The sequence below is a fragment of the Kocuria sp. CPCC 205258 genome, from assembly GCF_040981005.1.
GTDB classification, from domain to species: Bacteria; Actinomycetota; Actinomycetes; order Actinomycetales; family Micrococcaceae; genus Kocuria; species Kocuria rosea.
Genome location: NZ_JAVKPS010000001.1, coordinates 117,121 through 132,586 on the forward strand (window position 1 = coordinate 117,121; position 15,466 = coordinate 132,586).

Here is a 15,466-nt window from a genome sequence, read left to right on the forward strand (position 1 = left end):
AGAGGGCGCCAGCGGGAGCTCCCGTCGGAGGCGAGGTCTACAGTGGAGGCGTCCGGCACCCTCCCACCACGGAAACAGCCCGCCCATGAGCACCCACGGCAACGAGCCCGAGTACGGCCAGCGCCTCCCCCCGCAGCACGTCCCGCCCCGGACCGCGCCCCGGGCGGCCCGCGGGCCTGCGGCCTCGCCCCGGGCCGCCCGGCGGATGGCGCGCGGGCTCTCCTTCACCCTCGTCCTGCTGGGCCTCCTGCTCGGCGGCGGACTCGCCGCCCTGGGCCACGCGTGGGGGTGGGCGGTCGGAGCGCTGCTCGGGCTGCCCGGGCTCGCGGGCTTCGTCGTCGTCCAGGCCCAGCTGCACCCGGCCCTCCGGGACGCCTCGGTGCCCCCGCTGCGGAGCCGCTCGAAGCTGTGGCTCATCCCCGCCGCCCTGCTGCTGCTGGGCCTCCTGCCCCTCGCCGGGGTGTTCGCTGTCCAGCCGCTGCTGGCGGGCACCACGGGTGCGCACCTGGCCGACGAGTACGTCAGCGTCCTGGTCGTCTCGGGGATGACGCTGGTCGTCGCGGCCGGCCTGGGCTTCGGACTCGTCGCCATGGCCTCGTTCACCCCGGTCGACGACGACGACTCCCCGCTGCGCCCCACCGGCTACGCCGAGCGGCTCCGGCGGCCCGCGCGCGGGCCCGGCGACCTCTACGACTCGGAGTGGATCCACCGCCGCCCGGCACGGTACGGCCGCGACGCCGGCGACCGCCCGGACCCGCCGGAGGACCCTGTCGGCGGTTGACATTTGTTGACACGTCAATTTATAGTGGGGGCTTTCCCGCGCCACGAGAGGACCGCCGCATGAGCCACCCGGAGACCGACGAGGTCAACTGGCTGTCCGACGAGGAGCAGCGCGTCTGGCGCGGCTTCCTGGCCCTGAGCCGCGGCATGCAGACCGCGGTGGACCGCCAGCTCTCCCGGGACAGCGCGCTGTCCGGCTCGGAGTACGAGGTCCTCGTCCAGCTGTCCGAGAGCAGCACCGGCGTGATCCGCTCCCGCGACCTGCTCCACGAGCTCGGCTGGGAGCGCAGCCGCCTCTCCCACCTGCTCTCCCGCATGGCCCGGCGCGGGCTGCTCGAACGCCTGCCGTGCGACAGCGACGCCCGCGGCCTCGACGTGCGGATCACCCCGGAGGGGCGGCGTGCCATCGAGGCCTCCGCCCCCGGCCACCTGGAGCTCGTGCGGGCGGCGCTGATCGACCACCTGACCCGGGAGGAGATGGACGCGCTGCTCTCCGTCTCCGGCAAGGTGCTCCCCCGGCTCGAGGAGCTGGGGCTGTGCTGACGCCGGGCGCCTGAGCCGCCCACCGGCCGAGGCCGTCCGCGGCCCGGAACCGCCCCGGGCAGGGGACAGGCCCTGCCGCATGGGGGGATCGGCAGGGCCTGTCAGGCATCCCGATCGGGGGAATGGGACACCAGTCGCCGGCAGGAACCATCCGGAGGCAGATGGGGGGATCACCTCCGGGCCATCGCCGACGACAGATTTACCTTAGACCCAGTGATCTGCATGAGCAAGCCGCCTGTGCGTTTTGTGTCCTCGACGGCCGCGGCGGCCCGGGAGGCGACCACGGGCGCGCTCGGCGGCGCGACCGGACGGCCCGGCCGGGACACAGGAGCACCCCCGCGGGCCGAGGCCTGCGGGGGTGCTCCCGTGCGCCGCGGGCGTTGCGCCCGGGGCCGGCGTCCTACTTGGTCTGGCCCTCCTTGGCGAGGACGTAGTCGTAGACGACCTCTTCGCCCGCGCCGCCGTCGGTGCGCGGCTTCGGGTCCAGCATCAGCTCGGGCTTGACCGCCGAGGCGATGTCGTCCTCGTTGTGCGGGTCGCCGGGGAAGTACAGCTGCTGGGTGACCAGCTGGTGGCCCGGGGCCGAGACCTTGATGTGGATGTGCGCGGGGCGCCAGGCGTGCCAGCCGGCCGCACCGATGAGCTGCCCGCAGGCCCCGTCGGTGGGGATCTGGTACGGGGCCGGGCGCTTGGTGTTGATCTCGAAGTACCCGTTCTCGTCGGCCTTCACCGTGCCGCGGAACAGCCACTCGGGCAGCTCCGGCGCGTACTGGGAGTAGAAGCCGTTGGCGTCGGCGTGCCAGATCTCCACCTGGGCGCCCTGCAGCGGGTTGCCGTCGGTGTCGGTGAACCGACCCTTGAACAGCAGCGGGGTGCCCGGCTCGTCCTCGCGCATCTGCAGGGTCGCGGGAGTGGGCAGCACCGGGGAGTCCGGCACGTAGTAGGGGCCCTCGATGGTGCCGACGGCGCCGGGGCGCTCCTGGGAGTTGACGTCCTCGATGGTGTGCTCCAGCCACACGTCCAGGAACAGCGGCCACTCCCCGTCGGTGCCGACCTTGATCAGCCACGCCTTCAGCGCGTTGTACTCCTCGTAGGTGACCTGGTGCTGGACCGCGATGTCGTTGATCGCCTTGATCGCCGCACCGGCCAGCAGGGACACCCGCTCCTTCGGCACGTCCAGCTTCGCCAGCTTGCCCGAGGCGGTGAACCGCTCGGTCGCCTTGGACCCGGCCTCGACCGCGGTGCCCTCGTTCTCCTTGCGCGTTGCCGCGTGGGTCTCCGTCATGGTGTGCTCCACATTCCTCGTTGAACGGTGATCAGGGACGCCCCTCGTGCCCGCCGCTCCCGACGCGGCTCGCGGCCGCCGGCTCGGGCCCTCCGGCTGTGACACCGGACACGTCGACGTCTCCATCAGCCTAGGGGCGCGATCAGGACGCGACAAATATCAATTGGGCGTCTTTTCTGCACCCAATACGGCATAAACACCCCCTGGGTTACTCCTAGGGGTTTGCCTGATGTGAGCGGAGTCACGGCGCGCCAGACTGGCTCCGTACCGTCCGGCAGGAGCCGGTCGCAGACTTCGGCCCGCACGTCCCGAGCAGACGTCCCGCCCAGACATCCCGAGCAGGCAGCCCGACCAGGCAGCCCGACCAGAAGGAGCACGTCATGACCGAGAACCTGACCCACGTCCGCGAGGTCCTCTCCGACGCCGTGGTGGACGACCGCGAGAACGGGCTCATCCGGGCCAAGCGGGAGATCTTCACCGACCAGGAGATCTTCGAACTGGAGATGAAGTACATCTTCGAGGGCAACTGGGTGTACCTGGCCCACGAGTCGCAGATCCCCAACGTGGGCGACTACTTCACCACCTACATCGGCCGCACCCCGGTGGTCATCACCCGTGACAAGGAGGAGAAGCTGAACTGCATCGTCAACGCGTGCTCCCACCGCGGTGCGATGCTCTGCCGGCGCAAGACGGACAACCGCACCACCTTCACCTGCCCCTTCCACGGCTGGACGTTCAAGAACTCCGGCGAGCTGCTCAAGGTCAAGGACGGCCGCAACGGCGGCTACCCGGAGAACTTCAACAAGGAGGGCTCGCACGACCTGACCAAGGTCGCCCGCTTCGACTCCTACCGCGGCTTCCTGTTCGGCTCCCTCAACCCGGACGTGCTGCCCCTCGAGGAGCACCTGGGCGACGCCACCACGGTGATCGACTCGATCGTGGACCAGTCCCCCGAGGGCCTCGAGGTGCTGCGCGGTGCCTCGACCTACACCTACGACGGCAACTGGAAGGTCCAGGCGGAGAACGGCGCCGACGGCTACCACGTGACCTCGGTGCACTGGAACTACGCCGCGACCACCGCCCGCCGCACCGCCGGCGACTCCGCCAACAAGACCAAGGCCATGGACGCCGGCAAGTGGGGCAAGGTCAAGGGCGGGTTCTACTCCTACGAGCACGGCCACCTGCTGCTGTGGCAGGAGTGGACCAACCCGCAGGACCGCCCGCTGTGGGACCGCCGCGATGAGCTCGTCGACAAGTACGGCGAGGAGATGGCGAACTTCATGATCAACATCTCGCGCAACCTGTGCCTGTACCCGAACGTGTACATCATGGACCAGTTCTCCTCGCAGATCCGCCACTTCCGGCCGATCTCCGCGGACCAGACCGAGGTCACCATCTACTGCATCGCCCCCAGGGGCGAGTCCCAGGAGAACCGCTCCAAGCGCATCCGCCAGTACGAGGACTTCTTCAACGCGACGGGCATGGCGACCCCGGACGACCTCGAGGAGTTCCGCTCCTGCAACAAGACCTACTGGGCCACCTCCGCCCCGTGGAACGACATGTCCCGCGGCGCCGCGCACGAGATCCAGGGCCCGGACGAGCAGGCCCAGGCCCTCGGCATGACCAAGGTCATCGCCTCCGGTGTGCGCACCGAGGACGAGGGCCTGTACCCCGTCCAGCACGGCTTCTGGAAGGACGTCATGGACAAGGGTCTGGCCGCGGAGGAGCGCGCCGCCGCGCAGTCCGCTCCCGTGACCGCCTGACCCGGACTCCCCGAACCACAGAAAGAGTGCAGAACACCATGACCAACCTGCTGAACCCCCTGGCGGCGCTGAAGACCGCCGAGGAGATCGCGACCCTCGAGACCGTGCGCGCGTTCCTCTACAAGGAGGCACGCCTGCTGGACGACCGGCAGTTCGACGAGTGGCTCGAGTGCTACCACCCGGACTCCGAGTTCTGGATGCCGTCCTGGGACGACGACGACCGGCTGACCGAGGACCCCCAGAACGAGATCTCCCTGATCTACTACGACAACCGCGGCGGCATCGAGGACCGCGTGTTCCGCATCAAGACGGACCGCTCCTCCGCCACGTCCCTGCCGGACCCCCGCACCGGGCACAACATCACCGACGTGGAGGTCCTCGAGCACGACGGCGACCGGGTGCAGGTCCGCTTCAACTGGTTCACGCTGTACTTCCGCTACAACACGACGGACACGTACTTCGGCACCAGCTTCTACACGATCGACCTCTCGGGCGACGAGCCGCTGATCCTGAAGAAGAAGGTCGTCCTGAAGAACGACTACATCCACCACGTCGTGGACGTCTACATGATCTGACGCCGGCCGTGGCCGGTCCCGCGCCGGGGCCGGCCACGACGGACCGTCCGCACTCCGTGCTCACCGAGCACCCCCGCACTTCCCACGGGCCGCGACGACGCGGCCCCCCACCCAGGAGGAAATCATGGGCCACCAGGTAGCCCTCAGCTTCGAGGACGGCGTCACGAAGGTCGTCAAGATCGGCGACTACGAGACCGTCCTCGACGCCGCCTACAAGGCGCGCATCAACATTCCCGCGGACTGCCGGGACGGCGCCTGCGGCACCTGCAAGGCCTTCTGCGACTCCGGCTCCTTCGACCCCGGGGATTTCATCGACGACGCCATGACCGAGGAGGAGCTCGAGAAGGGCTACCTGCTGACCTGCCAGGCCGTCCCCGAGTCCGACATGGCCATCCAGATCCCGGCGACCGCCGAGTCCGCGAAGACCTCCGCGGCCACGTACACCTCCACGCTCCAGGAGCTGGACAAGCACTCCGAGACGACGATCTCCTTCACCCTCGACGTCGAGAAGCGGGAGGACCTCGCGTTCCTGCCCGGCCAGTACGTCAACATCAAGGTGCCCGGCACCGACGCCGAGCGCTCCTACTCCTTCAGCAGCGGCCCCGAGGTGGAGGGCGCGGCCTTCATGGTCCGCATCACCCCGCAGGGCGCGATGTCCGAGTACCTGCGCGACCGCGCCCAGGTCGGCGACACCGTCGAGTTCAGCGGCCCCTACGGCTCGTTCTTCCTGCGCGAGCCCAAGCGCCCCCTGCTGCTGCTCGCCGGGGGCACCGGCCTGGCCCCGCTCCTGTCGATCCTCGAGAAGCTCGCCGAGAACCCGCCCAGCACCCCCGTGCACCTCATCTACGGCGTGACCCGCGAGGCCGACATCGTGGGCCTCGACCGGCTCCGCGCCTACGAGGCGAAGCTGCCGCACTTCACCTGGGACCACATCGCCTCCGAGGAGGGCACCTCCGCCCCCCACACCGGCTACGTCACCCAGATCATCGAGCCGGCCCACCTCAACGACGGCGACGTCGACATCTACCTGTGCGGCCCGCCCCCCATGGTCAACGCCGTCTCCGCGTGGCTGGACCGCGAGGGGATCGAGCCCGCCAACTTCTACTTCGAGCGCTTCGCGCCGAAGGAGACCACCGGCGGCGACGCCGAGACCGGCGCGCCGCCCTCCCCCGAGACGATCGCCGCCGAGGGGGACACCATGACCCGCTCCGAGGCGCTCTCCTCGCTGGAGACCGGCCGGCTGGAGTTCCGCAAGGAGGACAGCTTCGCCCACCTCGACGCCCGCATGGGCCTCGAGCTCGCCGTCACCGAGCTCGTGATGGGCCGGCTGACCGAGGAGCAGCTGGAGCAGTTCCGGCGCCTCGCCGAGGCCACCACGCGCTCCGTGGGCGCGGGCACCGTGCAGGACCCCGAGGAGTACGTGCGGACCAACGAGGAGTACCACGAGTACCTCTTCATGGTCTGCGACAACCCCACGCTGCTGGAGTCCTACCGCCGGCTCGACGTGCGCGAGCAGATGGCCGCGACCTTCGAGCGGGGCACGGAGATCTTCGCCCGGGTCGCCCAGGACCACCTGGACGTCGTCGAGGCCTTCGAGCGCAACGACAAGGAGCGCGCCCGCGAGGTCATCATGGCCCACGCCCGCGACGCCAAGCAGACCATGTCCACGGCGATCGACGCCAAGGAGGCCGGCCGCTGATGGGCGCACCGTACGCGGGACAGTTCCTCACCCCGGGCCGCTTCGCCGGCAGGGTGGCGGTCGTGACCGGCGCCGCGCAGGGCATCGGGCAGAAGGTGGCCGAGCGGATCGGCGCCGAGGGCGGCGCCGTCGTCCTCGTGGACCGCGCCGAGCTGGTGCACGACGTGGCGCAGGGCATCGTCCGCGCCGCCGAGGCCTCGGGCTCGGACGGTGCCGCCACGTCCGTGACCGCCGACCTCGAGACCTGGGCCGGGGCCCAGCAGGCCGTCGAGGCCGCGCTCGCGGCCCACGGCCGGGTGGACGTGCTCGTCAACAACGTGGGCGGCACCATCTGGGCCCGCCCCTACGAGGAGTACGACGAGGAGAAGATCGAGAAGGAGATCCGCCGCTCGCTCTTCCCCACCCTGTGGTCCTGCCGCGCGGTGCTCCCGGCCATGCTCGAGCAGGGCTCGGGCACGATCGTCAACGTCTCCTCGGTGGCCACCCGCGGCATGCACCGAGTGCCCTACGCCGCGGCGAAGGGCGGGGTGAACGCGCTGACCCAGTCCCTGGCCATGGAGGTCGCCGGCCGCGGGATCCGCGTGGTCGCCACCGCCCCCGGCGGCACGGAGGCCCCGCCCCGCAGGGTCAAGCGCGGGCCCGAGGCCGAGAGCGCCCAGGAGCGGGCCTGGTACCAGGTGATCGTCGACCAGACCGTGGACTCCTCGTTCGTGAAGCGCTACGGCACGCTCGACGAGCAGGCCGCGCCCATCGTGTTCCTCGCCTCCGACGAGGCCTCCTACGTCACCGGCAGCGTCCTGCCGGTCGCCGGCGGGGACCTCGGCTGAGCCGTCTCCGGGCGGACGCCCGCCGCCGTGGCCGCGCCCCCTCCACGGGTAGACTCGCGGCCATGACGGCGGGCCTGCACCACGGAGAACCCGGCGAGGAGCTCCCGCTGGTCGGGCGGGCGGCCGCGCTCGAGGAGCTCCTCGAGGTCCTGCGGACCGTGCGCAAGGGCCACGTCCGCACCGTGGTGCTCGAGGGCCCGCTGGGCTCGGGCAAGACGGCCCTGCTCGAGCTGTTCCTCGACCACTGCCGCTCCGCCGCGCGCGGCGTCCGCGTGCTCAGCGCCACCGGCGACGAGTGGGAGTCCCAGCTCGCCCTGGCCGGGTACAGCCAGCTCATGCTCGCCACGCCCCTGCGCTCCTCCCGGGGCTTCGACGGCGAGCCCGCGCCGCCCTCGGCCCCGGTCGCGGAGCTGAGCCCCGCGCAGGCCGTGAACTACGCCGCCACCCTGAGCACCCACCTCGAGAGCCTGCAGACCCGCGGCAGCGTGGTGGTCACCGTCGACGACGCCCACCGGCTGGACGAGCAGACCCTGCGGATCCTGGTGTTCGTGATGCGCCGGCTGCACGGCAAGCGGGTCATGTTCGTGCTGACCCTCGACCCGGCGCAGGCGTGGCACGTCCCGGCGGGGGTGCTGGACTTCCTCACCGGCCACCAGGTCCAGCGCCTCCCCCTCGAGCCCCTCGGGGCGGAGGAGGTCCGGGCCGCGGCCCGGCAGTTCTTCGGCCTCGACCTCGGCGCGACCGCCGCGCACCGGCTCGTCCGGCACACCGGCGGGCTCCCCCAGCAGGTGCTCGAGCTGCTGCGCGAGCTGCCCGAGGACACCTGGCACTCCTGGTTCGCGGACCTGCCGGCGAGTTCCCGGGTGCGCGCCCGCGTGCACAGCGTCCTCACCGGGGCCTCGCCCGGCCTGATCCGCACGGCCGAGGCCGTCTCCGTGCTGGGGCGCAGCGCGGGCCTGTCCGAGGTGGCCCACGTCAGCGGGGTGGACGCCCTGATGGACGCCCTCGACGAGGGCCACCGCGCCGGGCTGCTGGACCTTTCCGTGGACCAGGCCCGCTCGGTCGTGCAGTTCTTCGAGCCGGGGGCCGCGGAGGCCGTCTACGGGCTGATCGTGCCGAGCCGGCGGATCGCGCTGCACCGGCGGTCCGCGACCGTGGTGCACGAGGAGGGCGAGCGGCTCGGCCACCGCGTCTCGGCCACCCCGGGGCCCGACGAGTCGCTGGCCGTGGAGCTCGAGGCCTTCGCCGCGCGGCAGGCGATGGTGGGCGCCTGGCAGGACGTCGCCACGGCGCTGTTCTCGGCGTCCCGGCTCTCCGCGGACACGCGCGCCCGCAACGACCGTCTGCTCCGGGCCGTGGACGCCCTGGTCGGCTCGGGCGACATCGCCCAGGCCGGCATGTGGGCGGCCGCCGTGGACGCCATGCCGTCCTCCCCCCTGCGCTCGTCAGTGCTCGGCTACCTGTCCACGGTGTCCGGACAGAACCGCAGCGCGCAGACCCAGCTCGAGATGGCCTGGCGCACGAGCAACCGGCAGCGGGACCCCGCGGCCGCCGCGCAGATCGCCCAGCGCTTCGTGCTGCACGGCGTGGCCTCCTGGGACGGACCCGTCATCACCCGGTGGGCGGAGACCGCGATGTCCCTCACCGCCCCCGGCACCCCCGCCCACATCGAGTCCGAGGCGATCTACGGACTGGGCCTCTTCGCCCAGGGGCGGCTGCGGGAGGCCGAGGCCTCCTACGAGCGCGCCTTCGAGCACGCGGCGGAGAACGCCCAGAAGCAGCGCGTCCAGATGGGCGCCGGGTGGCTGGCGCTGCGCGCCGACGACGTCGAGACGGCGCTCGTCAACTTCCAGGCGGCCGCCCCCACCGAGTACCGGGGCGGGTCCCTGCGGATCTCCCTGTGGGCGGAGGCCTGGCTGGCCCGCACCCAGCTGGTGCTGGGCGACTGGGACGCCGCGGCGGCCACCGTCTCCCGCGCCTCGGTGCGCCTCGAGACCTCGCAGATGCCGCTCATCCGCCCGCTCCTGTACTGGACCGCCGCGGAGCTGTGGTCGATGCGCGGGGACTGGGACCGGGCCCGCCACTACGTCTCCCAGGCCGCCGTGCAGCCGGGCACCTACCGGGCCATGCAGGTCCCGGCCAGTCTCGCGCGGGCCCGCTTCCACGAGGCCCGCGCCGACTACGAGAGCGCGCTGGGGGTGCTGCAGCCGCTGACGGACCTCGACCCGTGGACCGACGAGCGGGTCTCCTTCTGGCCGTGGCAGGACACCTACGTCAACGCCCTCGTGATGACCGACCGGCTCGAGGACGCGGACGCGTTCCTCACCGTGTTCGAGCGCGTGCGCCGCGAGCGGCGGATCCCCTCCGACGACGCCCGCATCTCCTGGGCCCGGGGCCGGATTCTCGCCGCGCAGGGGGACCCGGACACGGCGCGGGAGCACTTCGAGGCGGCCCTGGGCCACCTGCGCGGGCTCAACCGCCCGTACCTGCGCGCCCGGATCAGCTTCGCCTTCGGGCAGAGCATGCGCCGTGCGGGCAAGCGGCGCCTGGCGTCCACCGTGCTGCGGACCGCGCGGGACCTCTACGACTCGCTGGGCGCCGCCACGTACGTGGAGCGCTGCGACCGCGAGCTGAAGGCCACCGGTCTCGACGTCGGGAACCTGCCGGACCCCTCCGACCCGGTGCTCGCCGCCGTGGGCCGCACCGCCGTGCAGCTCACCGCCCAGGAGCAGGCGGTGGCGGAGCTGGTCTCGGGCGGGGCCACCAACAAGGAGACCGCGCGGGCCCTGTTCCTCGCGGAGAAGACCGTCCAGTACCACCTGACGCGCATCTACGGGAAGCTGGGGATCCGCTCCCGCAGCGAGCTCGCCGCCCGCTACCGCTCCCCCGACTGACGGCCCCCGGACGACCGCGAGGTGGCGGACGACGGCGACAGCCGGTGGCCGGGTCGCCGTCGTCCGCCACCTCGCGGGGCGGGCCGGTGCTACTTCACGTCGGAGGGGTGCTTGGCCAGGGGCACCACGGTGATGTCCATGTAGGGGAACAGCGGCAGGTTCTGCAGGATGTCGTGCAGCTCGTCGTGGGAGTCGACGTCGAAGACCGAGTAGTTGGCGTACTCGCCCACCACGCGCCAGATCTCGGGCCACTTCCCGGAGCGCTGCAGCTCCTGCGAGTAGGCCTTCTCGGTGGCCTTGATCTCCGCGGCCTCCTCGGCGGGCATGTCGGTGGGGAGGTTGATGTCCATGTGGACCAGGTACTTCACGGTGCGTCCTTCCGTCGGGATGGGTTCTCGGGCTGAGATCTCGGGCTGGGTTCCCGGGCCGGGTCTACCGGGCCGGGTCTACCGGTCGGTGCGGTAGCGGGTGAGCTTGTCCTCGTCCACGGCGGTGCCCACCCCGGGCACGTCCGGCACGCGGATCCGGCCGTCGGCGATGACCACGGGCTCGGCGAGGAGGTCGTCGGACATGTCCAGGAAGTTGGACAGCTCCCCGGCCCGCTTCGAGGTGTGGGCCAGGGCTGCGCCGAAGACCACGGAGGCGATCGTGCCGACCTGGGTGTCGATCTGGTTGCCCACGTAGACGTCCACCCCCATGCCCTCGGCCATGCCCACGATCTTCGCGGCCTCGGTGAAGCCGGAGCGGGCGGTCTTCACCGCCAGCAGGTTCGCCCCGCCGGTGAGGATCTCCCTGGCGGCCTCCCCCAGGTTCGGGGCGGACTCGTCGGCGGCGATGGGGATCGTCGAGCGCTCCACCAGGCGGCGGCGGCCGAGCACCTCGCGGGCGTCGTCGGGCTCCTCGAGGAACTGCAGGCCCAGGTCGGCCGTGCGGCGCAGCACCTCCATGGCCTCGTTGGCGGACCAGCCGCGGTTGGCGTCCATGTAGAGCTCGGCGTCCTCGCCCAGGCCCTCGCGCAGCACGGCCGCGGCCTCGACGTCGAGGCCGATCGGGTGCCGGCCGGTCTTGAGCTTGAACGTGGTGATGCCGTAGGTCTCGCGGAACTGAAGGGCGAGGTCCAGCAGCTCCTGGGCCGGCTTGAAGCCCAGCATGTGGGAGACCCGCATGGAGTCGGTGAACCCGCCCAGCAGTCTGGTCACCGACTGCCCGAGGAACTGGCCGATGACGTCCCACAGGGCGATGTCCACGGCGCCCTTGGCGGTCTGGTTGTGGACGGTGCGGGCCAGCACGGCCTGGACCTTCTCGCGGTCGAGGACGTCCAGGCCCACCAGCTGCGGGGCGAAGAGGTCCTCGACGACAGCCACGATGGACTTCTGGGTCTCGCCGTAGGTGTAGGGCCGCGGCGGGGTGTCGGCGGTGCCCACGATCCCGTCGTCGGTGGTGATCCGCACCAGCACGTGGTCCGCCTCGTGGACGGCGCCCGAGGCGAAGTGCAGCGGGTGGACGTAGGGGATCGAGTAGGGGATCGCCTCGACGGTCGCGATCTTCATGGGCGGGCGGGCCTTTCCTGAGCGGGCGGGACGGGCGTGCCGCCGGGGGACCCGGGGGCGGCCTGGACGTCGACGACGAGGTCGATGAAGTTGTGCAGGAGCGCGGAGCGGTCCTCGCGCCGCCACGCGACGGCGAGCTCGATCTGCGGCGAGTGCTCGATGTCGCGGTAGACGACGCCCTCGAGCTGGAAGGCGCGCACCCCGGCGGGCACCACGGCCACCCCGCCGCCGGCGGCCACGAAGGACAGCAGCGTGGACGTCTCCCCCGCCACCTGGGCGATCCGCGGCTGGAAGCCGGCCTGGCGGCAGAGGTCCGCGGCGGTGCGGTAGAGCACGGAGTCGGGCGGGTAGGTGATGAACTCCTGGTCCTGCAGCTCGTGCACGGCCACGGGCAGGTCCACGGCGAGGGCGCTGAAGGAGGGCAGCGCCACCACGAGCGGCTCGCGGGCGACCACCCGGTACTCGACGTCCGCAGAGGCCACGGGCGGGCGCAGGAGGGCGGCGTCGAGGGTGTGCTCCCGCAGCCCCTCCTCCATGGCGGGGGTCAGCATCTCGCCGTGCAGCGCCAGGGACAGCCCGGGCATCTTCTCCTTCGCCCGGCGCACGACCCGCGGCATCACCCCGTAGGTGGCCGAGCCGGAGAAGCCGACCCGCAGCACGCCCGTGGCCCCCTGCCCCACCTGGTAGACGTCGGCCTTGAGAGCCTCGATCTCGTTGATGATCCGCCGCCCCCGGTCCAGGAGCACCTGGCCGGCGGCGGTGAGGTCCACCCGCCGGGTGGTCCGGTCCAGCAGCCGCACGCCGAGCTGCTCCTCGAGCTGGCGGATCTGCTGGGACAGCGGCGGCTGGGCCATGTGCAGGCGCTTGGCGGCGCGGCCGAAGTGGCGCTCCTCGGCCACGGCGATGAAGTAGTTGAGCTGCCGGATCTCCATCGTGGCACCTGGCCCTTCCGCTCGGTCGGAGGGGTCGTCGTCGACCGCCACCCGTCGTATTGATCCACAGAGTACACCCAAAATGCTCCATTAGGACATCGGTGACCCCTAATCGACTCCGCTGCCGCCGTGCACACCGGGGCCGCGCCCTGTGCCCCCGGCCCGTCGAGGTGGTGCAATGGGCCCATGCGCACCGACATCACCGCCGACCGGCACGGCTCCTTCGCCCGGGCGGTCAAGTCCCTCGTGGTCCCCCGCCCCATCGCGTGGGTCAGCTCCCGCTCGGCCGCAGGCGTCGACAACCTGGCCCCGCACTCGTTCTTCACGGTCGCCTCGGAGAACCCCACCGTCGTCCAGTTCGTCTCGGTCGGCGAGAAGGACAGCCTCCGCAACATCCGGCAGACCGGGGAGTTCGTGGTCAGCTTCGCGCGCGAGGGGCTGTTCGAGCGGATCAACGCGACCAGCACCGACTACCCTCCCGAGATCAGCGAGTTCGACGCCGTGGGCCTGACCCGTGAGCCCTCGCTCACCGTGGCCGTCCCCCGCGTGGCCGAGTCCCCCGCCGCCATCGAGTGCCGGCTGCACACGGACCCCATCCCCGTGGGCAACTGCTTCCTGGTCCTCGGCGAGGTCACGCACGTGGTCGTGGACGAGGAGGACATGGACGAGCGGGGCCCGGTCGTGCGGACGCTGCGCCCGATCGCGCGGCTCGGGCGCGACGAGTGGGGCGAGCTGGGCCGGATCCGGTCGATCCGGCGGACCCCCTACCGGGACGTCGCCCCGGAGGCGGACCTGCCCTGAGCCCCCGGGCTCAGGGCCGCACGCCCGTGCGCCGCAGCTGCTCGCGGACCTCCCGGCGCTGGATCTTGCCGAGCATCGTGCGCGGGAGCTCCTCCACGGCCACGATCCGCCGGGGGACCTTGTAGCGGGCCAGGCCCGCCCAGCAGTGCTCGCGCAGGGCCGCCTCGTCGAGCTCGGCGCCCGGCACGAGGGTCACGGCGGCGACGACCACCTCGCTGCCGTTGGGGTCGGTGAGCCCCACCACCGCGGCGTCCGCCACGGCGCGGTGCCGGCGCAGCGTGTCCTCGACCTCGCTGGGGGCCACGTTGAACCCTCCGGTGATCACGACCTCCTTGAGCCGGTCGACCACCCGCAGGAACCCGTCGTCGTCGACCGTGACGATGTCGCCGGTGCGCAGCCACCCGTCCTCCGTGAGCGTCCGGGCGGTCTCGTCGGGGCGCCCCCAGTACCCCTGGAAGACCTGCGGGCCCCGCACCCAGAGCTCCCCGGGGTGGTCCCGGGGGACGTCCTCGAGGGTGTCCGGGTCGACGAGCCGGATGTCGGTGGACGGAAACGGGATCCCGATGGAGCCCGCCCGGCGGGAGTCGTTGAGCGGGTTGCAGGCCACCAGCGGGGAGCACTCGGTCAGCCCGTAGCCCTCGATCAGGATCCCCCCGGTGGCCCGCTCCCACTGCTCCACGAGCGGGACCGGCAGGCTCATGGCCCCGGAGACGGCCACCGGGATGCCGCGCAGGTCCACGCCCTGCTCCGGTGCGGCGTCGAGGAGCTTCTGGTACACCGGCGGCACCGCGGGCAGCACCGTGGGGCGGGCGCGCTTCATCGCCCCGAGGATCAGGTCCGCGCGCACGGTCGGGAAGAGCACGAGCCGCGCGCCGAGGGACATCGCGAACGTCACGCCCAGGGTCAGTCCGAAGGCGTGGAAGAGCGGCAGCACGCCGTGCACCACCTCGCGCTCGCCGGAGCCGAGCCAGTGCCGGCCCATGAGGGCGTTGGACTCGAGGTTGCGGTGCGTGAGCATCGCCCCCTTGGGCAGCCCGGTGGTGCCGGAGGTGTACTGCAGCAGCGCGAGGTCGTGCGCGGCGGGCCGCGGGTGCTCCGCGGCGATCGGGTCGGAGGCCAGCAGCTCCCGCCAGGGGATCGTGCCCGGGGCGGGGCCGGTGAGCTGCGCGCGGGAGGCGCGTGCGCCCGGCAGCGGCAGGCGCAGGGCCAGCCGCTTCGGCCGCGGCATCGCGGCGGTGATGTCCACGGACACGACCGCGTCGACCCGCAGGTCCGCGGGCAGGGAGCGCACCCGCTCGGCCGCCCGGTCCCAGACGATCGCCACGCGTGCCCCGTGGTCCTCGAACTGGTGGCGCAGCTCCTGGGCCGTGTAGAGCGGGTTGTGCTCGACGACGACGGCACCCAGGCGCAGCACCGCGTAGAACGCCACGACGTGCTGCGGGCAGTTGGGCAGGACGATCGCGACCCGGTCGCCGCGGCCCACGCCCAGCCGGCGCAGGCCCTCGGCCACGCGGTCGACCTGCCGGCCCAGGGCGGCGTAGGAGGTGGTGGCCCCGAAGAACTCGAGCGCGGTGCTCGCGCCGTGGCGGGCCACGGCGCGCTCGAGCATGTGCACCAGGGACGTCTCCGGCAGGTCCAGGTCCGCGGGGACGCCCGGGTCGTAGCTGGCGGTCCAGGGGCGGGCACGCAGGAACTCGCGGACGGTGTCGACAGGCATGGTCCCGACCCTACTCGGCGGCGGCGCCCGGCCGCCCGGCCGCGGCGACACCCCGTGCCGGACGGGACGGCTCACCGGGACCGGCCCGGGGACCGGCCGT

General features: G+C 72.2%; 13 protein-coding genes. 8 read left to right on the top strand and 5 right to left on the bottom strand.

The genetic code is table 11. The features are described 5' to 3' along the window. Positions 1–85 precede the first annotated feature (85 nt). Both RF644_RS00575 and RF644_RS00580 read left to right on the top strand, forming a co-directional pair. Positions 86–781, top strand: coding sequence for a hypothetical protein (locus tag RF644_RS00575; RefSeq protein WP_368794944.1), 696 nt, complete (start codon positions 86–88; stop codon positions 779–781). Positions 782–840: 59 nt separating this feature from the next. Next, on the top strand, positions 841–1,323 hold the full coding sequence (locus RF644_RS00580) for a MarR family winged helix-turn-helix transcriptional regulator (protein ID WP_017832652.1): 483 nt from the start codon (positions 841–843) through the stop codon (positions 1,321–1,323). Positions 1,324–1,723: 400 nt separating this feature from the next. On the opposite strand, the gene catA is transcribed toward RF644_RS00580, so the two are convergent. Next, positions 1,724–2,608, bottom strand: coding sequence for a catechol 1,2-dioxygenase (catA, locus tag RF644_RS00585; RefSeq protein WP_368794945.1), 885 nt, complete (start codon positions 2,606–2,608; stop codon positions 1,724–1,726). A 380-nt stretch (positions 2,609–2,988) separates the two neighbouring features. On the opposite strand from catA, the gene benA reads away from it, so the two are divergent. The 5 genes from benA to RF644_RS00610 all read left to right on the top strand — a co-directional run bounded on the left by benA (position 2,989) and on the right by RF644_RS00610 (position 10,366). Beyond that, positions 2,989–4,371: a benzoate 1,2-dioxygenase large subunit gene (gene benA / locus RF644_RS00590; RefSeq protein WP_368794946.1), complete on the top strand. Its 1,383-nt coding sequence runs from the start codon at positions 2,989–2,991 to the stop codon at positions 4,369–4,371. Positions 4,372–4,409: 38 nt separating this feature from the next. After that, on the top strand, positions 4,410–4,946 hold the full coding sequence (gene benB, locus RF644_RS00595) for a benzoate 1,2-dioxygenase small subunit (RefSeq protein ID WP_017832655.1): 537 nt from the start codon (positions 4,410–4,412) through the stop codon (positions 4,944–4,946). Positions 4,947–5,070: 124 nt separating this feature from the next. After that, the gene (gene benC, locus RF644_RS00600; RefSeq protein WP_368794947.1) at positions 5,071–6,645 is read left to right on the top strand and encodes a benzoate 1,2-dioxygenase electron transfer component BenC; all 1,575 of its coding nucleotides are present in this window, start codon (positions 5,071–5,073) and stop codon (positions 6,643–6,645) included. After that, on the top strand, positions 6,645–7,472 hold the full coding sequence (locus tag RF644_RS00605; protein WP_368794948.1) for a 1,6-dihydroxycyclohexa-2,4-diene-1-carboxylate dehydrogenase: 828 nt from the start codon (positions 6,645–6,647) through the stop codon (positions 7,470–7,472). The genes benC and RF644_RS00605 overlap by 1 nt, the downstream gene beginning before the upstream one ends. A 62-nt stretch (positions 7,473–7,534) precedes the next feature. Then, complete coding sequence (locus RF644_RS00610) at positions 7,535–10,366, top strand: AAA family ATPase (RefSeq protein ID WP_368794949.1); 2,832 nt, start codon at positions 7,535–7,537, stop codon at positions 10,364–10,366. Between the two features lie 89 nt (positions 10,367–10,455). On the opposite strand, the gene catC is transcribed toward RF644_RS00610, so the two are convergent. The 3 genes from catC to RF644_RS00625 form a co-directional block, all read right to left on the bottom strand. Beyond that, complete coding sequence (catC, locus tag RF644_RS00615) at positions 10,456–10,734, bottom strand: muconolactone Delta-isomerase (RefSeq protein WP_368794950.1); 279 nt, start codon at positions 10,732–10,734, stop codon at positions 10,456–10,458. Between the two features lie 78 nt (positions 10,735–10,812). After that, positions 10,813–11,916: a mandelate racemase/muconate lactonizing enzyme family protein gene (locus RF644_RS00620; protein ID WP_368794951.1), complete on the bottom strand. Its 1,104-nt coding sequence runs from the start codon at positions 11,914–11,916 to the stop codon at positions 10,813–10,815. Continuing rightward, positions 11,913–12,848 carry a LysR substrate-binding domain-containing protein gene (locus tag RF644_RS00625; RefSeq protein WP_368794952.1) on the bottom strand — a complete coding sequence of 312 codons (936 nt, stop codon included), beginning with the start codon at positions 12,846–12,848 and terminating at the stop codon, positions 11,913–11,915. The genes RF644_RS00620 and RF644_RS00625 overlap by 4 nt, the downstream gene beginning before the upstream one ends. Before the next feature lie 186 nt (positions 12,849–13,034). On the opposite strand from RF644_RS00625, the gene RF644_RS00630 reads away from it, so the two are divergent. Then, on the top strand, positions 13,035–13,649 hold the full coding sequence (locus RF644_RS00630) for a flavin reductase family protein (RefSeq protein WP_368794953.1): 615 nt from the start codon (positions 13,035–13,037) through the stop codon (positions 13,647–13,649). 10 nt (positions 13,650–13,659) lie between these two features. Here the strand turns inward: RF644_RS00630 and RF644_RS00635 are convergent, their stop codons facing one another. Continuing rightward, positions 13,660–15,366 carry a long-chain-fatty-acid--CoA ligase gene (locus tag RF644_RS00635; protein WP_368794954.1) on the bottom strand — a complete coding sequence of 569 codons (1,707 nt, stop codon included), beginning with the start codon at positions 15,364–15,366 and terminating at the stop codon, positions 13,660–13,662. Between the last annotated feature and the right edge of the window lie 100 nt (positions 15,367–15,466).